Below are 17,930 nucleotides of genomic sequence, written 5' to 3'. Positions count from 1 at the left end.
GAATTTAAGCAAATATTGGAACAGAAGATGGTCAAAAGACCAATTTTCTTTGTTCAAAAATAAAAATAGACAGAAAAAGACGGTCAAGCAACTCAAATTAAGAGTTGGATTGATCGTCTTTCAGTATCTAAGGGTTAGTTTTTTCCCAGACACTTCTATTGCAATTTTTTAAGTAATAACCAGTCAGTTTGTGGATCGCTACCAACTTGAAAAGTATGCTCGCTTACCTTTTCAAAACCATGATGCTTGTAGAAATGTTGGGCATTAATATTCTTTTCGTAAACGCCAAGCCACATATAATCATAGCCCTCTTTTCTTGCCGTATCTTCTGCATAATCTAGCAACACATTACCTAATCCTTTATGTTGAAAACTTGGCAATAAGTAAATGCGTTCCACTTCTAAAGCATTTTCTTTTAAATGCTCAGTTTGCGCATCCCCTACATTAATCTTCAAGTAGCCTGCTACTTCATCGCCCACCATCAAGAAAAAGAAGCGACTATTCGGATTTTCTATTTCCTTAATCAACTTGCTGGTTTCATAATCTTCTTTCAAAAAGCGCTTCATATCATCTGGAGCAGTATAGTCATCAAAAGTATCCTTGAAAGTCTCACGTGATACTTCTTGCAACTTCTCCACATCATTAGTTGTTATAGACTTAATTGTGTAATCCATTAATATTCCCTCTTTCCGCCGTTTTTAACAAAATACCAATTGGCACTGACATTCTTTTCTACTATCTGCAGTAAGGCAGTTAATTCCGCTCTCTGTACTGAATCTAATCCTGTTAAAGCCAACTCATTTGAATAGGCATTCTCCTGCTCAATTTTCTGCGCTAACTTCTCGCCTTTATCCGTGACAAACAAATGCTTGATCTTTCTATTTTTCTGATCATTCTTCTTTTCAATCAGACTGTTTTTTTCAAGCTTTTGAATAGCTCTAGCAGTGGTCGTACGATCAACACTCAACAACTCAGCTAAATGATTAGCAATAATCCCCGGATTTTCCTTAATTCTAGTCAAATACAAATACTGACCACGATTGAGCTCAATCTCCTTAAACTCAACATTAGCAATTGAATCCAGAGCACGGGCAATCGTTCCGATTCGTCTTAAAATATCTTCTTCCATTTTTTCACCTTAAGAATATTATATTAATTATTGTTGCAAATGCAACAATAAAATAAACATTACAAAATAACAACAAAAGACATAAGAAATTTTTAAGCAAACAGTAACGCTATGTCACTTTTAGATTATATAGTTTATAATTTAGATAAATTCAACAAAACTACACAACAGAGGACTATTATGAAGAAATTTATCAAACCCGTTTTAATTGGCGTTACAGGAATTTTAATCGGTGTATTTTCGACCATTTTCTGGATCAAGCAACAACCACAAAAGCCTATCAATTTTTCAATAACCACTAAGAATGTTTTACCAAAAAATGTAAACTATTCTAGCAACAAATTGCCCCAAATTAGAATGAGTCAAGTTTCCGCAATCCAAAAATTCAAATCCTTGTATTCAAACGCTGAGATTAAATCCATTACTTTAGCCTTAAAAAACGATACTTATGTTTACACCATTGTTGGTTTTGATTCCATAAAAGATTGCACTATTCAGCTCGATGCAACCAATAACAAAATCATGGGACAATCTACTCAGCTTTTAGATTACGATTACAATAAAGAAGAAGTATTAAATCTTAAAAAGACCATTTCTCGGCAAGAGGCCAATGCCGTTGCACTCAGAGAATTACGCGGTGCCACCCCAATTCTTTGGGAATTAACCGATGAAGACGGCAAGGCTATTTGGAAAATCAATCTAATTTATAATAATCAAAAACGTGAATTAAAAATCGATGCTTTAAACAAAAATATTATTTAAAAAATTTTTAGCTGATTGCAACCTAGCATTGTAATCAGCTTTTGTTATATACAATCCAAATTGACATCCTCACTTCCATAACACATTTTTATCAAAATACAAGATCTTGTAGTCAATATTTTATATGCTACAATAGCTAGTGTTTATAAAAATATTCATCGGAGGATTACTAATGAGATTAGGTAAAAAATTAATCACTTTTGCTGTAGCCGGCCTTGCGTTAGTAGGTACAGCTGCTTGTTCCAATGGTAAAAACAATTCATCTTCAAATGATGCTAAGATTCCATCTAAAATCACTAAAAAGACTACTGTAGTATTTTGGCACGGGATGCATGGTGCTCAAGAAAATACTCTTAAGCAATTAACTAATGATTTTGAAAAGAAGAATCCTAACATTAAGATCAAGCTGGAAAACCAAGGCTCTTACATTGATTTGCAAGGCAAGATCAATTCTACTATGCAATCACCTAAGAATTTGCCAACAATTACCCAAGCTTACCCTGGCTGGTTATATAATGCCGCTCAAAATAGAATGTTGGTTGATTTAACTCCTTACATCAACAATAAAAATGTTGGTTGGGGCAGCGCCAAAGCTTCTAATATTCGAACTGAATTGTTAGATGGTGCCCAAATTAAAGGTACCCAATATGGTATTCCATTTAACAAATCTATCGAATCTTTGACTTACAACAAGACTATGTTCAAGAAATATGGCATTAAAAAAGTTCCTACAACAATGGAGGAACTCAAACAAGTCTCTGAAACTATCTACAAGAAGAGTAACCACAAGGTAGTCGGTGCTGGCTTTGATTCATTAGCCAACTACTACACCCTTGGTATGAAGGATGAAGGCATTAACTTTACCGACAAGATTAATTTCACCGGTGCTGCTTCAAAGAAAGTTATCAATTACTATGCAGAAGGCGTAAAGAAGGGTTACTTCCGTGTAGCTGGTTCTGAACACTACTTATCTGGTCCATTTGCTAACGAAAAAGTCGCAATGTTCATCGGTACTTCTGCAGGTGAAGGCTTTGTAAAACAAGGTGTTGGCAACAAGTTTACTTACGATGTTGCTCCTCGTCCTGGCAAATATACCATGCAACAAGGTACTGACATCTACATGTTTAAAGAAGCTTCATCAATGCAAAGAGCTGCCGCCTTCAAGTACATGAAATTCTTAACTTCTGAATCCTCACAACTTAAGTGGGCAAATGCTACTGGTTACACTCCAGTTAATAACGGCGTACTTGACGACAAGGAATTCCTTGATAACAAGAACATCAAGATGCCTACTAAGTTGAAAGCAGCAATGAAGCACCTCTACAGTGTTCCAGCTAAAAAGAACTCTAATGCTGCCTACAACCAATTAGACAGCATTATGCAAAACATCTTATCCGCAGCTCAAAAAGGTCAAAATGTTAACAGCCAAATTGACAACGGTAAGCAAAAATTTGATGCCGCTTGGAAACAATAAAGTGCAAAATAAAAAGCTCTCTTTCGAGAGCTTTTTTTCTGCCTATTTTTATCTCGGTTGACTGTCGGCACGTGACTTGTAATCACCATTTTCAGTACCGATAATCAACTTCTCGCCTTCCTTAATGAAGTCAGGAACTTGAACAACCAAACCTGTTTCCATTGTAGCTGGCTTACCACCACCAGCAACAGTAGCACCCTTAATTTCTGGTTGAGTTTCCTTAACAGTCATTTCAACAGTTGATGGCAATTCAATACCGATAATCTTGTTGTCACCAGTGAATTCCATATCTACCATGATGTTAGGCATTAAAAACTTAACATCATCACCTAATTGGTCAGCAGAAACTTCGTATTGATCATAAGTTTCAGTGTCCATAAAGGTATAAACATCGCCTTCACCATAGAGGTATTGTGCAGTTCTCTTAGTGATATCAACTAAATCTACTTTTTCAGTTGGACGCATAGTCTTGTGGACAACAGCACCGCTCTTAACATCACGCAAATCCATTTGCATAACGGTGTTACCCTTACCTGGCTTATGGTGGTTAGCCTTTAAAACCTTAATTAACTTACCATCTTGACTAAAAATCATGCCTTTTTTCAAATTAATTGCTTGCATAAAATTCTCCTTATCTACACATAGATTATAACAAACTAAATATGTCTCAAATAAATCTTGTCAATTAAATGTCCATCAGTCTTATGCAAAATTAGGCTTGCACGTTCTTTAGTTGGAGCAATGTATTCACGAAGGTTTACTAAATTGACCATTTGCCATACTTCTTCGGCAAACTGCATCGCTTGATCTAGTGGTCCATTAGCCATTTGATAATAAAAATTATCAGGCTTGTTTTTATTCAATTTCAATACTTTTTGGAATCGTTGCATATACCATTTTTCAATTAAATCTTCTTCCGCATCGATATAAATTGAAAAATCAAAAAAGTCACTAGTCACAACTTGTCCACTTTCCGGTAGTTGCAGAGTATTGATTCCTTCAATAATTAAAATATCTGGGTTCTTAACATGACCATATTTTCCAGGAACAATATCGCTCAATTCTTGTGAATAAAGTGGGTAAACAATATCCTTTTTACCACTTAAAACATCCCACAAAAAGTCACTTAATAAGGCCATATTATAGCTTTCAGGGAATCCCTTGCGTGACATTAATCCCTTACGCTCCAATTCTTTATTTGGATAAATAAAACCATCCGTGGTCATTAAATGTACTTTGAGATTGGGATAAGTTCTTTGCAAAAGTAGCTGCAAAAGACGCGCCGTAGTCGACTTTCCTACAGCTACCGAACCTGAAATACCGATGATAAACGGTGCTGGTTCAAAAGATTTATGCAAAAATCTAATCTGAGCTTGGCGCGCTTGTTGTTTATCCTGATAAACTAAATGTAGATAGCTAATTAGGCTAGTATAAATTTCATGCACATCGGTCAAATCGACTACATCGCCTAGTGACTTGATTTGTGTTAATTCTTCTTTAGTAATATTTACTTTATTTTTTGGAGCTAGTTTAGCCCATTCATTTCTTTCAAAACTCGTATAATTTTTCATTGCTATTATCCATTTTTTCTTTTACATACATTTACTTATTATAATTGAAAGGCATTAAATTATGAAAAAAATAATTTTATTCGGTGATTCTATCTTTAACGGCTTTCGCGATGGTCAAGACACAGATTTAGTTACTAATCTATTTCAAAAAGAGCTAAAAGATTATGCACAGGTGGAAAACATCTCTAAAAGTGGTGCCACTACCGTTGAAGCAATAGATTATTTGCATCTAATTCCTCAAAAAAGAGATTTAGTTGTAGTTGAATACGGTAATAATGATGCCGCAACCGGCTGGGGAATTCGCCCAGAAAGTTATGAGCGCAATCTAAATGAAGTTCTCACCCAAGTAGGCAAAGCCATAGTTGTTGGCCTCTGTTATCCTGATCCTACCAACAGTGAAATTAACCAATTTTACGGAGATGAAAGATTAGATCTTTTCAACGGCATTGCTAAAAAGGTTGCAGAAAAGTACAGTGCACAATTTGTGGATATCTTACCCGCCTTTAGAAAGCTCAAGGCCATTTCGACATACTATCAAAAAGATGGACAGCATCTAACAGACAAAGGCAACGAATTTTTAGTTAACCAAATTATGCCGGCAATCAAAAAAGAACTTGATTAACTCAAGCTCTTCTTCATCATAATATGCTCAACGCCGCCCTCATCAAATGGCTCGCCGCATGTTTGATAACCTAACTTTTCATAGAATGGCTTAACATGCATTTGAGCATGACAATACAAGGCTGAGGCATTTTGCTCTTTTAAGTAATTATGCACAGCTAGCAGCATTTTCTTACCTAAGCTTTGGCCGCGACTTTTCTTTGAAACTGCAACGCGGCCCAGCATCCATTTATCTTTTTCCACAAACAGACGACATGTTGCAAGGGCATCCGTCTGTTTTTCATTTAGCAAAAAAACTTGAACTGCTGTTAAATCTTGATCATCTAAATCTGGCAATGTAATTTTTTGTTCTGCTACAAAAGTTTCATTACGCAGGCGAGCTACGGCAAACATTTCTCTGCTCGTCATTTCATCAATCTTTTTAAAAGAAAAATTATTATTCATCGTTACTTTCCTAAATAATTACTATCTTTACCAAACCATTTCTCATTAATTTGTCTTAACTTGCCATTTTTCTGCAATCTAGCCAAGCCCTCGTTGAGCTTTTTTTGCAAAGTCTTATCATCTTTACGCATCCCGACCGCAAACAGATCCATCGGTACACGGTCATTTTGTATCACCTTATACTCGCTACTCTTAGCCATGTGTGCAATGTAGTAATCGGCGTAAACTTCATCAAGCAAGATTCCTTGGATACGACCTGAATTTAAATCTAAGAATGAATTAGAAATTGTATCGTACAAAATTGTCTTTTTAGCATGCAAGACATTCTGCTTAGTCTCATACCACTGCTCCGCGGTTGAACCAGTTTGCATCCCCAATTCATACTTTTTCATTTGCGCAAAATTGTCGATGCCGCTATTTTTCTTTACAACCAAAACTTGACGATTACGCAAATATGGACGACTAAAAGCCACCTTCTTCTTTCGTTCAGGCGTAATACTGTAGCCGTTCCAAATCAAATCAATAGTGCCGTTACGCAGTTCCGTTACGTTCATCGACCAGTCGATCGTTTGAAAACTAACTTTAATGCCATACTCCTTAAAAACGGCTCTTGCTAAATCAATATCGTAACCTGTAAGTTGGCCATTTTTCTTCTCAAATCCCATTGGCACAAAGCTATCATCTAAACCGATGACCACTTGCTTATTCTTTTCAATTGTTTGCCACGTATCAGCATTATTGGACTTAGCGCACCCAGTTAAAGTCAGTACTAGAATTCCAATAATTGCTATTATCCATTTTTTCATGAGCTTATCCCTCACTTAATGGTTGAACCTTTAACATCTGATCTGCCACATTCTCTGCAAACTGCAAGTCGTGCGTAATAATTAATTGCGTTAACCCGGATTTTTTCAGACCTAAGATCATCCTCTCAACCTCTTTGCGCAAATTAGGATCAAGCGCTGATGTTGGTTCATCATAACAGAGAATGCGTGGCTTCATTGCCAAGGCCCGTGCAATGGCGATACGCTGCTTTTGACCACCAGACAATTCATAAGGATATTGCTTCTCACGGCCATTCATTTGCAAACGATTAAGCAATTCATAAGCCTTCTTATTAGCTTCTTCCTTGCTCTCCTTAAGTACCATCGTCGGTGCCAGGGTAATATTTTGCAACACATTCAAGTTAGGGAAAAGATTATAATCCTGAAATACCACGCCAACTTTACCTGAATCATAAGCTTGACTATCAATTAAAATTTCGCCGCTATCCTTGGTTTCAAGACCGGCAATAATTCTAAGAAGCGTGGTTTTCCCTGCACCAGATGGACCAACAATGGTCATGATTTCACCATCTTTTAGAGTAAAAGAGATATCTTTCAAAATTGGTCGATTATTAAATTCTTTGTATAAGTTTTTTACTTCTAACATTTAATCCACCTGTCACTATCTGTAATAAGAGAAGTGCTTTTCCAACTTTTTCAAAACAAAAGCACAAATACTAATTAAAAGTAGATAAATCACGCCTACTAAAACTAATGGTATCAGCGTTACATCACGCGCCATTGCTACATTACCTGCTCGAAGTAAATCGCCTAAGCCGATCACATAAACAAGTGATGAGTCCTTAACCAAGTTGATCACTTCGTTACCAATTGAAGGTAAAACAATTTTGATTACCTGGGGAATGACAATCTGGGTCATTGTTTGCCAGCGATTCAAGCGTAACACTTTTGCGGCTTCAAATTGTCCTTTATCAATTGATTGAAAACCGCCCCGGAAGATTTCCGCAAAATATGCAGCATAATTTAACACAAAGGCAAGAAGCGCTGCCTGATAACGTGGAAATACAATATGGATAATTGGTAAACCATAAAATACAAAAATCAATTGCAATAACAGTGGTGTACCCCGCATGATCCAAACGTAAAAATTAACTAGCCATTTAATTGGCTTAATTTTGCTCATTTCTCCAAGTGAAACTAAGATTCCGAGCGGCGTTGCCAAAATAATAGTCCAAAAGAAAATACTAAGCGTCATCGTTGCACCGTTAAAAAGGGCTGGTAAAATTTCTCCAATATATTTTAATGACATATCCTCACCTGCATTTTTCTAATAAAAAAGCCCTCTTAGGACTAACCTAAGAGGACGAACTGATCGTGTTTCCACCTCATCTTCGCATCTGCTCACGCAAAATGCCTCACTAGGTTGATTATCTTAAAAAAAAGCCCCCATAGCCAATTGGCTACGAGGGCGAATGAAATCGCGATTCCACCTCATATTCACAGGCTATTCACATAACCTGCCTCAATAAGTTAATAATCAACCTTTAGCTATAACGGGCTATCCCGAGTCTTCCTACTCAATTCAGAAAATCAACTCACAGATGTGACTTCGGATTAGCTCGTGTTTCATTTCCACCATCAGAAACTCTCTATTACCGCAGCTAGCCTTACTGCTTCTGTTCTAAGTTGTTTTTAATATTGCTATAAATCTTATAAGATTAATTAGTATTTGTCAATTATTTATTAATTACTTTTCTTCATAAGTAACTGGATCCACATCTAAAAGCGGACTCTTTTCACCAGTGTAAATCACGTCTAACTTGTACATAGCACGAGATGTAATCGTGTAAACAAGTTGCGTTTCATCTAATTGATGATAATTCTTTTTATTTGCGCCCCACATAACTACAGCATCAAACTCTAGTCCTTTAGCCAAATATGATGGAATAACCAAGGTGCCATCAACTAAACGCTGGTTAGCCGTCGCAATCAAAGTGGATTTTTCACCTTTTTCGCTCAACTTTTCATGGACAAATTTAGCACCAGCCAAATCCTTCGTAATGATAGCAGTAGTCATCTTGCGCTTTTCATTATCACGTAAAACATCGACTAAAACATCAATTGCCTGTTCATCGCCATCTCTACCCCAAATCACAGGCTTTGGACCTTGACGGTTAAAGGCTTCGATCTTTTCACCTTGACGCAAAATCTGCTTGGTAAAGTTAGTCAGTTGCTTAGTCGAACGATATGACTTAGTAAGTTGGACCACATCGATTTTTTCTGGATCAAATAAACCTGAAATCTGCTTGAGCAAACTGCGGCTTTCATCCTTAGTAAAAATAGCCTGATTCAAATCACCGAGCATCGTGAATTTGGCACGTGGGAAATTATATTTAAGGTAGGCCAATTGGAATGGCGTATAATCTTGAATTTCGTCGATGAAAGCATACCGCATTTCATAATCGGTTCTACGACCAGTAATTAAATCATACAAGTAAAGATAAGCAGAAACATCAGTGATTGCAATATCATGCTTCTTGAAATTTTCCTTAACTTCATCAATATGATGCATCCAGTCTTCTTCATCGATATTCCACTTAGCTAAATCAACCATCTTAGGTACAGCACGCAAGAAGCTTAAGTATTGCGCACGCATATTGATAAAGTGATTATGCAAAATACGCTTGTGCACGCCCTTCAATGCCTTAAGTACAATCTTTCTGCCTAAGAATGCCTCTTCCTTAGCTTCTGATTCAAATTCTTGATCAGGTCGATCGTACAATTCATTTAACTCAGATTGACTCATCCCTTCAATGGTGCGAGCAACCCAAGCTTTTCTAGCTTCTGGCGCGATCTTGCGATTAAGCATCTTAATCAATTCTTCACGCGTTGCATCAATGCGGTTAGCCAAATTGTAATTCTCGTTATATGAGTAATAGATTTCCTTGATCTTTTCCTTATCAAAGTAAGGCTTCTTCTTGTCACGGAAATAAATATTCTTAAAGACTACACCGCGTTTATTTAAATGCTTTGCATAACGTGTTACCAAATTAAAGAAGTTAACCGAATCCTTAAATTTACTAATATTAGTATCCGCATTTTGATCTTCAAATTGTTTAAACAGGTTTTCCACATTCATCCCTGGAAGCCGGCGGGCAACAAATTGCCAGTAAGTCATCTGTACCATATTTTGTTCACCCATTTCAGGCAAAACATTCTTAATATAGTCATTAAACAATTGGTTAGGACTGAACATGATAACATCACTAGAAGTCAAATTACCACGGTAACGATAAAGCAGGAATGCAATTCTTTGCAAAATTGCACTAGTTTTACCAGAACCTGCAGCACCTTGAACGAAAAGCAAGTCAGCACTAGTATTTCTAATAATCTTATTTTGTTCTTGTTGAATCGTAGTTACGATTGATTTCATCTGAGTTGATGATTTTTCAGATAAAACCTCTAAAAGCATTTGGTCACCGATTGACTCATTGGTGTCAAACATGTTGACAATCTTGCCATCTTCAATCATGAATTGGCGTTTCTTAGTCATATCAACGGTAATTTTGCCTTCTGGCGAATTATAAGATACTTCACCTAACTTACCATCGTAATAAATTGAAGAAATAGGCGCACGCCAGTCATAAATCAAAAAGTGATCGTTTTTATCTGCAAAAGATCCCAAACCAATATAAATAGTTTCAGGCTTCTTTTCCCCTTGCTCTTTAAAATCAACTCGAGCAAAATATGGCCGTTTTTCCAGCCTTTCAACGGTATCCAATTGCTTAGCTGAATGCTGCCAAGCATGTTCGCGTTCACTTAATAATTGCTGCTGTTGATGAATCGACAAGGCGGTTTCCATTGAAGTCGAGTAACCATCATAATCCAACTTAACATCATCAAAGAAGTGTGAATTAAGATTTCTAGCTTCGCCTTCAGCGGATTTAATTGACTTTTTTAAAGATTTTTCACGTTCCTTGATTTGTTTCATAATATTATCAAGGTGTTTTTGTTCAAGTGCTTCTTCACTATTTTCATTTTTTGCTGTGGTCATTTAATCACCTTTTCTTTAAAAACTCGCATTCTATTTTATCATGAGTAGCGCTTTTTTATCATGAGTAGCGCTTTTATAGTAGTCTGCACGCTCATAGGCAAAATACAAGTAAAAATAGATGAAAACTTAAGATTTGAAGATTATAATTTCAACATTGGAGTTGAAAATTATGAGAACGTTTTTTAGAATCATCAGAAATATTTTCTTGCTTGCAGTACTCGCCTTTGCCGTTTGGTCTTATAAAAATGATTCTAACATGCGCATGGCAACGCAAGATTCTCTGACTACATTAAATTATCGCATTCAGCAATTATTAAAAAATGGAACTACTACCCCGCCTAAATTAGGCGATAAAGACACTTCTACCAGAACTGATAAAGCAAAAGATGATGATACCTTTGAAAACCGGACATGGTCAAAACCGAAAGCAAATGTTTACGTAGATGTCAAAAATAACTTACAGTTACGTTCAGCTGCAATCGATGCCATGAATGCTTGGAATCGAACCGGAGCCTTCACTTTTCACCAAATTAGTAATAAAAAGAAGGCACAAATCGTTATCAGCATTGTGGATGATAGCGACACAAATGCTGCTGGTGAAACGGCTACAACTTATAATCCAGCAACTGGACATTTATTAAAGGCAGATGTTCATCTCAACCGCTATTACTTGCAAAATGAGTGGTACGGTTACAGCAATAATCGAATTATCAACACCGCTGAACATGAACTAGGACATGCGATTGGTTTAAATCACACCAACAGCGTTTCAGTCATGTATCCTAAAGGATCAATTTACACCATTCAGCCACAAGATATCAAAAAATTGAGAAAAATCTACCACGAAAACAATTAACTTTAATTACTCCTCTCTTTTTTCTAAAATAAAGAGGAGTTTTTTGATGAGGAGAAAATTATGAAAAGAATCTATATTGTCCGTCATGGTCAAACTTATATCAATCGTTATAACAAGATGCAAGGTTGGTGTGATACCCCACTAACTACTGCAGGAATTGAAGGTGCCGAAGAAGCTGGCAAGGCATTGCACGACGTTTCTTTTGACATTGCCTTATCTAGTGATTTAAAAAGAGCTAGCGACACCTGCGAAACAATCATGAAATACAACGTTAACAAAGATGAATTGCAGCATATTGTCAGTCCATTTTTCAGAGAACAATTCTATGGCTATTTTGAAGGAATGGATTCTGAAATGGCTTGGCGCATGATCGGTGGCAGTCACGGCTACGCTACTAGACAAGAAATGTTTAAACATGAAAGTATCGATACCATTAAAGATTGGATCAAAGAAGCTGACCCATACCACCAAGCAGAAGATGCTGAAGAATATTGGTCTCGCATGGAAAATGGTTTAAAGATGATCAGTGAACTTGATGGAGCTGAAAACATCTTGTTGGTTACCCATGGCTTTACTATTAGAAGCTTGTGGTACCGTTACGGCGATAACATCCCTCTTGTACCCGGTCCAAAGAATGCCTCAATTACCGTGATGACCATGAGCGATAAAGGCGACATCAAGATCCCTATTTGGAACAAAATGCATTTATGAGCATATACAAAAAGAAGCTTAGATCAACTTGATCTAGGCTTCTCTTTTTAATGAACGCTATATCAGGATCGGGTGCTTTTGTTGCAGCCAGCCAAAGTTCAGACCAGCGAACAATGCACCACTACCGCCACCAAGAGTAAGTGGGATCTTGTGAATCGTAATTACGATAGCACCAAGCAAGATACCTATTGACATGAAGCTAACATCTGTTTTGGTTCCAGTAACTTTTTCATAACCAATTGTCTTAATGGCATTAGTTAAATAGTTTGCTGGACCAATGATTGTTACATGATCGCCAACAGTTAACCGGGTGTAGAAAGTAAGTTTTCAAATATGCATATTAAAAAAGCTGTCATTTTGACAGCTTTTTCGTATACCTAGCTTATTAACGAGTACTGATTTAAGCCTAAGATTCTACTTTTTCAGCACTATATTCTCGTATAATTTTACAGTCACAATGTAGTAAATGAAGTAAAGTACGATGAAAATTAAGAATGGTAGCCAGATGCCCATGTATGGCTTAGGTAATAATGCCTTGAACAATCTCAAACCGAAGAGAACATCGATGATACCTAGTGCTCCAGGTAAAGCAAATAGCACCCCAATTTCATTTCTAATTGATTTTCTAAGCATCTTTTCCCTAGTCCCAATCTTGTAGAGCATTTCGTAACGTACTTTGTCGCTGGCGGCGCCGCTTAAAACTTTGAACATCAAAGTTGAAGCGAGCATGGTTAGGAACGCGATTCCTAGGAAGAAACCCATGAATTCGAAACCGCTGGCAAAGCCAAGCACTACTTGATAAGTAAATGGCTTAGTGTTGCTCAACACTCTACTAATCATAGGTGAAGTCATTTGAAGCTTTTCAATCTTTGTTAAAGTTGGATAGTCTTTAACAAAATCCTTAACTCTAATTAAAGTTATAAACTTCTTTTGTCCTTGAATAGTATTAAATTTAGCTGGAGAAACTAGTTCAATCTTTTTAGTGCCATTAAGTAGCATCATGCTCAAACGGGTATTAGCAGAATTACCAGGAGTAACCAAATCTTTGGTCTTGGCTACAGTTGGTGTATAAGTTGGGAAATCATTACCGTGTTGACTAAATTTAATATATTTAAATGGCTTTTTGTCGAAATCAGCCTTGTTAAAGAATAGTTCTTTCTTAGTTTCAACGTAGTGGTAAGTAGCCTTAGATTTAATATCTAACTTGTCCACATTTTTTTGCACAGCTGGTGTATTTTGCACAATCTGTGCATCATAGTAGTCGCTGACTACTGCTTGGTTCTTCAATGAATTGAAGTTAAGACCAACAGTAATCGCACCAAGAGCTAAAGCGAAAAGTAGTGAGATAACGGAAAGAATACGTGTGTAATCACGAATTCTGAATTTTAGTTGTCCAAGAGTAAAGACGCGAATACCGCGGTAAGCGAAGCCTTTTTTCTTGAGCAAAAGATTGATGATGAGAGTGAAAAATGAATCAAAAGTGAAGTATGAGCCTGCCACGATAGTTACTAATGCTGCTGGAATGATGAAGAAAATAGCATTAGCGGGCATCCCCATAATGTAATAGCCTGCTGCTAAAAGCAAAAGACCTAAGATAGCTTCAACCACGCGCAAGCCGTTCTTGCGGCTGATCTTAATTGGCTTTTGACTCTCATGAAGCAAGTCAATCACTTTACTACGCACAAGTTTATGCACATTTCTCAACGCTGCTAAAAAGAATACAACTACAAAGAAAATCAATGTCCATAAAATTGCATTAGGCAAAATTATCTGAAAGTGCGTAATATGTAAGTCTAAACTGCTAATCAATAATTTAGACGCAAGAGCAGTTAAGCCCAAGCCAACAATAATTCCCAAAATAGCTGCCAAAATCCCTGTTAACAAGGTTTCACAGAAAATCAGCAAACCAAGCTTAGAACTTTTTGCCCCTAGCATCATGAACATGCCATAGTCGTGCTGGCGCATGCTGAGCAAAAATGAATTCGCATAAACCAAGTAAACGAAAGTAATAATTGCGAGTAAGACAATCCCGAAGCCAAAGATGAAGCTTAAGTATTGTCCTGGTGCATTAACATCTTTACTCATGAAGCCTGGGTTAATTGCCAAGGATAAGAACATATAAAAGATTGTACTTGCAACTACCAATCCTGAAAACAGGACCGTGTAGTCTTTGAACCGGCTTTTAATCCCGGTTAAAGATAATTTCCAAATCATTTTTCCTTCCTCCTATTCCTCAGTACCCAAGTGAGCAATCAATTCATGGTAGAAGTCTGTTCTAGATTTTTCACCTTTAATCATTTGTTCACCGATTTTACCGTCTTTGATGAATAAAATGTGATTAGCAAAACTTGCTGAAAATGGATCGTGGGTAACCATCAAAGTTGTTACGCCGTCATGCTTGTTTAAGTTTTCCATCGTGTTTAGTAATTCTCTTGCACTCTTAGAATCAAGCGCACCGGTTGGTTCATCGGCCAGTAAGATTGATGGTTCGTGAACCAAGGCACGTGCAGCCGCTACTCTCTGCTTTTGTCCCCCTGAAATTTCTGCAGGGTACTTATTCAAAATTTCTTTAATTCCTAATTTTGCTGCAATTCTATCCACAAGTGGATTAATTCTGCGTGCTGATAATCCACGCAAGCTAAGTGGTAATGCAATATTTTCTCGATTAGACAAATTTTCTAGCAAATTAAAGTCTTGGAAAATAAAACCTATTTCTTTGCTACGGAAGTCAGCCATCTGATTAGTATTCAAAGTGCTAACATCATGCTTATTAATGAAAACTTGACCCGTAGTTGGTTTATCTAAAGTTGAAAGAATGTTAAGTAAAGTAGTCTTACCAGAGCCAGAAGCACCCATGATTGCTACAAATTCACCTGCGGCAATCTTAAAATTGATGCCCTTCAAAGCTTGGTATTGTTTTTCGCCTTTTTTACCGTAAGTTTTGGTGACGTTGTCAACCACAAGAATTTCGTTCATTTTTATACCTCTTTCTCCCCAATTTGTTTTACTGTATTATTCAATTAATACACTAATATGATATTGGCCTTTTGTCAATCTATTTTTGCGTAAAAAAATAGTTCTTCACGTCTTAACGCGTGAAGAACCTTGATCTATCAACATTTAGTTGCTAGTTTTTGTTTTGATTAATTTACATTTTCCTAATGTTTGAATCTCTTGATGGCCGTTTACTAGATGTAAAATTGCATCCCGATATAACAGTTTCTCTTTCTTTTTGCTCTTGTCTTTATACTTTTTAACAAAAGTTACTTCATAATCAATCTTGCTATAATTGCGCTTACCTGGCAAAACAGATAAAACTTTGACCTTAACGGTGAACTTCTTAAGTTTCTTATCCTTTTTCCACTTCTTGATTTGTTGCTCAATCTTCTTATAATCGGCGTTTTCTTTACCATTTTCAAAATTGGTTACCATCGGCTTTTTAAAGTTGGTATACAGTATTCTCGCCGCATTTTCAACTTTAATTAAACCTGGCCAAATTGGGTTAACAATATAGTCACCTTCTGCATCTTGGTAAACGTCTTTTTCACCATTGCCTTGGTAATCTGCTGCACCATCATAATCAGTTACATCGTCTTCACTATCGCTAAATTCCGAACTGATTGATTGTGATAAATCTGTCACATTTTCAGATTTAATGGTTTGACCATCAACCTTGCTTTTAACAAAAATTTCCATTCTCTTAGCAAGCGGATAATCCTTAAATGTATAGTGGCCTTTTTTATTAAGAGTGGCTGTTTTATGATCATTGATATAAACTACGCCATTAGGAACGCTGCGAATTTGGAAAGTGGCGGTTTTAATTTTCATATCTACCGTCTTATTTGACCAAATATTTACAATCGAGTCAGCATCTAACTTTCTATTGTTAACCTTGGATTTAACCAAAATATGGTAACGACCAGGGAAAACTAATCCTAAATCTTGATAGTAATTCTGATTGCCGCCATTCATTTTGCCGTAATCTTCCCCGTTAACAAACAAAGCCGAATTGGCATGGTTGGTTTGAACCTGCGGACGATAGCACTGCACTCGCAACTTATATTTACTGAAAAATAAGAAATAGCGACCGGCTTCAACTAATTGAATCTCACCATTGTCACGATCATGGCGTAAGTTAGAATCCAATTTTTTTGCAGCCGCTGCATGATTCTTAAAATAATTTTGCAACGGCTTTAAACTATCATCGGTTACCTTCATATCAGGAGTTGAAGCAATCACATATTGCGCCATCCCCGTCTTAGGGTCTTTTAAGTTGGCAACAATGCGGCTAATCTGCCGATCTCTTGTATAATAAAAATTGCCAGCGGTAATTAATCCGCCAACTAAAATCACAATAATTCCAAATAACCAAATAGTTTTACGTTTTTTCATACTTAAAACCCACCAAATTAATACTTTTAATTTAGATTAACAGGTTGAGCCAAAATAGCAACTATCTTCATTTTTGTGAGGAAAAATTATGGAAATTAACTTCAATTTTGTCAAAAATAGTCCAACATTTAACGAGGAATACTCTACTGCTGAAAAGATTCACAAGTTATACACAATCGATGATTATCGTGACGTCATCAGCAACTCTCGCCTTTTGTTTGAAACACTTACTAAGAAAATCTTCAAACTAGAGAATCTGAATGCTTATTATCATGTGCCAGACGGTGAATATCGCAATTTGCGCAATGACACGCATTATTTACGCGGGGAACTCGATTATCCTTTAAGCATTATGGATTTATTCGATGAAGTCCGCCGGATGGGGAATGCAGCGATCCACGATAGCAGAATCGAACCTGATAAAAAGCAGGCCTGGCGCTGCGTTTGCGACGTTCATGACATTCTAGTCTTTTTAATCAATAGCTATGATGGTCAGGATTTATATTACATTCGCCCCGACATCGCTATGGAGGCTCAAACCTCTAGTCAATTTCATACCCGTGTCAAAAATACTAAACCGCATATTAAACGTCAACTACCCTAGACTGAAGTCTAGGGCTTAGTGGCTCGTTAGCTTACGCTAACCAGAACACCAACTTGCTTAGATACGGACTTGACTTACCAGCAATAGTCTTTTGACTATTGCCGATAGAGGTCGTCTATTTACCAAAGCCTTTTAAGTCCGCGAATTGCTAGCGGACTGCAGCCTTTCTAGGCTGCTTTTTTTATTTTAGGATTCTGCCACTTGCCTAATCCTTTTTCTAAGATGTTCACGGCCGCATTCCAATCACGAATATGGTGCGTTCGACAGATTGGACAAGTCCATTCCCGATCCTTAAGGGTTAATTTCTTATAACCGTTTTGCCCCATAATACTGCCACATTGATGGCATCTTTGGGTGGTGTACTTAGGATCAATTGTTAGAAATTCTTTGCCATATAGATCTGCCTTATAAGCCAGCATGTTCAGGAAGCTGCGCCAACCAACATCTGAAATAGCTTGAGATAAGGCATGATTCTTTAACAGATTTCTGCTTCTTAGTTCCTCGGCAACTACTAAATCGTGGTTTTT

The 17,930-nt window shown here is 36.9% G+C and carries 19 protein-coding genes, 1 pseudogene and 1 other annotated feature; of the genes and pseudogenes, 6 read left to right on the top strand and 14 right to left on the bottom strand.

From position 1 onward, the window contains the following. Nucleotides 1–155 precede the first annotated feature (155 nt). Nucleotides 156–674 (bottom strand): GNAT family N-acetyltransferase, encoded by a 519-nt coding sequence (locus CP355_RS07320; protein WP_098044242.1) that lies wholly within the window; start codon nucleotides 672–674, stop codon nucleotides 156–158. Beyond that, nucleotides 674–1,129, bottom strand: a complete 456-nt coding sequence (locus CP355_RS07315) for a MarR family winged helix-turn-helix transcriptional regulator (protein ID WP_025006004.1) — start codon at nucleotides 1,127–1,129, stop codon at nucleotides 674–676. Before CP355_RS07315 ends, CP355_RS07320 begins: the two co-directional genes overlap by 1 nt. Before the next feature lie 180 nt (nucleotides 1,130–1,309). Here CP355_RS07315 and CP355_RS07310 point away from each other — a divergent pair, with 180 nt between their 5' ends. Together CP355_RS07310 and CP355_RS07305 are read left to right on the top strand one after the other, a co-directional pair. Beyond that, nucleotides 1,310–1,891, top strand: coding sequence for a PepSY domain-containing protein (locus tag CP355_RS07310; protein WP_233187003.1), 582 nt, complete (start codon nucleotides 1,310–1,312; stop codon nucleotides 1,889–1,891). A 172-nt stretch (nucleotides 1,892–2,063) separates the two neighbouring features. Continuing rightward, complete coding sequence (locus tag CP355_RS07305; RefSeq protein ID WP_098044241.1) at nucleotides 2,064–3,365, top strand: extracellular solute-binding protein; 1,302 nt, start codon at nucleotides 2,064–2,066, stop codon at nucleotides 3,363–3,365. A 48-nt stretch (nucleotides 3,366–3,413) separates the two neighbouring features. On the opposite strand, the gene efp is transcribed toward CP355_RS07305, so the two are convergent. Together efp and coaA are read right to left on the bottom strand one after the other, a co-directional pair. Further along, on the bottom strand, nucleotides 3,414–3,986 hold the full coding sequence (gene efp / locus CP355_RS07300; protein WP_025006006.1) for an elongation factor P: 573 nt from the start codon (nucleotides 3,984–3,986) through the stop codon (nucleotides 3,414–3,416). Nucleotides 3,987–4,021: 35 nt separating this feature from the next. Continuing rightward, the gene (gene coaA, locus CP355_RS07295) at nucleotides 4,022–4,936 is read right to left on the bottom strand and encodes a type I pantothenate kinase (RefSeq protein WP_087176381.1); all 915 of its coding nucleotides are present in this window, start codon (nucleotides 4,934–4,936) and stop codon (nucleotides 4,022–4,024) included. Nucleotides 4,937–4,997: 61 nt separating this feature from the next. Here coaA and CP355_RS07290 point away from each other — a divergent pair, with 61 nt between their 5' ends. Further along, on the top strand, nucleotides 4,998–5,558 hold the full coding sequence (locus CP355_RS07290) for an SGNH/GDSL hydrolase family protein (protein ID WP_098037059.1): 561 nt from the start codon (nucleotides 4,998–5,000) through the stop codon (nucleotides 5,556–5,558). Here CP355_RS07290 and CP355_RS07285 read toward each other — a convergent pair. The 5 genes from CP355_RS07285 to helD form a co-directional block, all read right to left on the bottom strand. Continuing rightward, nucleotides 5,555–6,001: a GNAT family N-acetyltransferase gene (locus CP355_RS07285; RefSeq protein WP_025006009.1), complete on the bottom strand. Its 447-nt coding sequence runs from the start codon at nucleotides 5,999–6,001 to the stop codon at nucleotides 5,555–5,557. The two genes, CP355_RS07290 and CP355_RS07285, sit on opposite strands and share 4 nt — an antisense overlap. Before the next feature lie 2 nt (nucleotides 6,002–6,003). Continuing rightward, nucleotides 6,004–6,807, bottom strand: coding sequence for an amino acid ABC transporter substrate-binding protein (locus CP355_RS07280; RefSeq protein ID WP_098044240.1), 804 nt, complete (start codon nucleotides 6,805–6,807; stop codon nucleotides 6,004–6,006). A 4-nt stretch (nucleotides 6,808–6,811) separates the two neighbouring features. Continuing rightward, nucleotides 6,812–7,432: an amino acid ABC transporter ATP-binding protein gene (locus tag CP355_RS07275; RefSeq protein ID WP_098044239.1), complete on the bottom strand. Its 621-nt coding sequence runs from the start codon at nucleotides 7,430–7,432 to the stop codon at nucleotides 6,812–6,814. A gap of 15 nt (nucleotides 7,433–7,447) precedes the next feature. Further along, entirely contained in the window at nucleotides 7,448–8,095 is a 648-nt protein-coding gene (locus CP355_RS07270; protein ID WP_098044238.1) for an amino acid ABC transporter permease, read from the bottom strand. A gap of 152 nt (nucleotides 8,096–8,247) precedes the next feature. Then, nucleotides 8,248–8,479 (bottom strand) — a binding site (T-box leader). A gap of 54 nt (nucleotides 8,480–8,533) precedes the next feature. After that, nucleotides 8,534–10,840: an RNA polymerase recycling motor HelD gene (helD, locus tag CP355_RS07265; protein WP_098044237.1), complete on the bottom strand. Its 2,307-nt coding sequence runs from the start codon at nucleotides 10,838–10,840 to the stop codon at nucleotides 8,534–8,536. Between the two features lie 169 nt (nucleotides 10,841–11,009). Between helD and CP355_RS07260 the strand changes: the two genes are divergently transcribed. Together CP355_RS07260 and CP355_RS07255 are read left to right on the top strand one after the other, a co-directional pair. After that, a complete protein-coding gene (locus tag CP355_RS07260; protein ID WP_025006014.1) occupies nucleotides 11,010–11,696 on the top strand; it encodes a M57 family metalloprotease in 687 nt (228 codons plus the stop codon). 60 nt (nucleotides 11,697–11,756) lie between these two features. Continuing rightward, nucleotides 11,757–12,407, top strand: a complete 651-nt coding sequence (locus tag CP355_RS07255) for a histidine phosphatase family protein (protein ID WP_098044236.1) — start codon at nucleotides 11,757–11,759, stop codon at nucleotides 12,405–12,407. A 57-nt stretch (nucleotides 12,408–12,464) separates the two neighbouring features. Here CP355_RS07255 and CP355_RS10555 read toward each other — a convergent pair whose 3' ends face one another. From CP355_RS10555 to CP355_RS07235, 4 genes are all read right to left on the bottom strand, one after another. Then, entirely contained in the window at nucleotides 12,465–12,602 is a 138-nt protein-coding gene (locus CP355_RS10555) for a hypothetical protein (protein WP_233187002.1), read from the bottom strand. A 219-nt stretch (nucleotides 12,603–12,821) separates the two neighbouring features. Beyond that, on the bottom strand, nucleotides 12,822–14,621 hold the full coding sequence (locus CP355_RS07245) for an FtsX-like permease family protein (protein ID WP_098044235.1): 1,800 nt from the start codon (nucleotides 14,619–14,621) through the stop codon (nucleotides 12,822–12,824). 12 nt (nucleotides 14,622–14,633) lie between these two features. Then, a complete protein-coding gene (locus CP355_RS07240) occupies nucleotides 14,634–15,383 on the bottom strand; it encodes an ABC transporter ATP-binding protein (protein WP_056945490.1) in 750 nt (249 codons plus the stop codon). 144 nt (nucleotides 15,384–15,527) lie between these two features. Next, a complete protein-coding gene (locus CP355_RS07235; protein ID WP_098044234.1) occupies nucleotides 15,528–16,799 on the bottom strand; it encodes a hypothetical protein in 1,272 nt (423 codons plus the stop codon). A gap of 88 nt (nucleotides 16,800–16,887) precedes the next feature. On the opposite strand from CP355_RS07235, the pseudogene CP355_RS07230 reads away from it, so the two are divergent. Next, nucleotides 16,888–17,388 (top strand): annotated as a pseudogene (locus tag CP355_RS07230) (hypothetical protein); the annotation flags it as partial. Between the two features lie 182 nt (nucleotides 17,389–17,570). On the opposite strand, the gene CP355_RS07225 reads toward CP355_RS07230, so the two are convergent. Next, on the bottom strand, nucleotides 17,571–17,930 hold a 360-nt coding region (locus CP355_RS07225), incomplete at its 5' end, for an RNA-guided endonuclease TnpB family protein (RefSeq protein ID WP_143468924.1).

The sequence above is a fragment of the Lactobacillus sp. UMNPBX4 genome (assembly GCF_002554115.1).
GTDB classification, from domain to species: Bacteria; Bacillota; Bacilli; order Lactobacillales; family Lactobacillaceae; genus Lactobacillus; species Lactobacillus gallinarum.
The sequence above is the reverse complement of the archived record's forward strand: the minus strand, read 5'-3'. Positions and strand labels throughout refer to the sequence as shown.

Excerpts from the sequence above, each read along its gene's own strand:
- CP355_RS07320 (WP_098044242.1), bottom strand. The coding sequence starts at position 674 with ATGGATTACACAATTAAGTCTATAACAACTAATGATGTGGAGAAGTTG.
- CP355_RS07315 (WP_025006004.1), bottom strand. The coding sequence starts at position 1,129 with ATGGAAGAAGATATTTTAAGACGAATCGGAACGATTGCCCGTGCTCTG.
- CP355_RS07310 (WP_233187003.1), top strand. The coding sequence starts at position 1,310 with ATGAAGAAATTTATCAAACCCGTTTTAATTGGCGTTACAGGAATTTTA.
- CP355_RS07305 (WP_098044241.1), top strand. The coding sequence starts at position 2,064 with ATGAGATTAGGTAAAAAATTAATCACTTTTGCTGTAGCCGGCCTTGCG.
- efp (WP_025006006.1), bottom strand. The coding sequence starts at position 3,986 with ATGCAAGCAATTAATTTGAAAAAAGGCATGATTTTTAGTCAAGATGGT.
- coaA (WP_087176381.1), bottom strand. The coding sequence starts at position 4,936 with ATGAAAAATTATACGAGTTTTGAAAGAAATGAATGGGCTAAACTAGCT.
- CP355_RS07290 (WP_098037059.1), top strand. The coding sequence starts at position 4,998 with ATGAAAAAAATAATTTTATTCGGTGATTCTATCTTTAACGGCTTTCGC.
- CP355_RS07285 (WP_025006009.1), bottom strand. The coding sequence starts at position 6,001 with ATGAATAATAATTTTTCTTTTAAAAAGATTGATGAAATGACGAGCAGA.
- CP355_RS07280 (WP_098044240.1), bottom strand. The coding sequence starts at position 6,807 with ATGAAAAAATGGATAATAGCAATTATTGGAATTCTAGTACTGACTTTA.
- CP355_RS07275 (WP_098044239.1), bottom strand. The coding sequence starts at position 7,432 with ATGTTAGAAGTAAAAAACTTATACAAAGAATTTAATAATCGACCAATT.
- CP355_RS07270 (WP_098044238.1), bottom strand. The coding sequence starts at position 8,095 with ATGTCATTAAAATATATTGGAGAAATTTTACCAGCCCTTTTTAACGGT.
- helD (WP_098044237.1), bottom strand. The coding sequence starts at position 10,840 with ATGACCACAGCAAAAAATGAAAATAGTGAAGAAGCACTTGAACAAAAA.
- CP355_RS07260 (WP_025006014.1), top strand. The coding sequence starts at position 11,010 with ATGAGAACGTTTTTTAGAATCATCAGAAATATTTTCTTGCTTGCAGTA.
- CP355_RS07255 (WP_098044236.1), top strand. The coding sequence starts at position 11,757 with ATGAAAAGAATCTATATTGTCCGTCATGGTCAAACTTATATCAATCGT.
- CP355_RS10555 (WP_233187002.1), bottom strand. The coding sequence starts at position 12,602 with ATGTCAATAGGTATCTTGCTTGGTGCTATCGTAATTACGATTCACAAG.
- CP355_RS07245 (WP_098044235.1), bottom strand. The coding sequence starts at position 14,621 with ATGATTTGGAAATTATCTTTAACCGGGATTAAAAGCCGGTTCAAAGAC.
- CP355_RS07240 (WP_056945490.1), bottom strand. The coding sequence starts at position 15,383 with ATGAACGAAATTCTTGTGGTTGACAACGTCACCAAAACTTACGGTAAA.
- CP355_RS07235 (WP_098044234.1), bottom strand. The coding sequence starts at position 16,799 with ATGAAAAAACGTAAAACTATTTGGTTATTTGGAATTATTGTGATTTTA.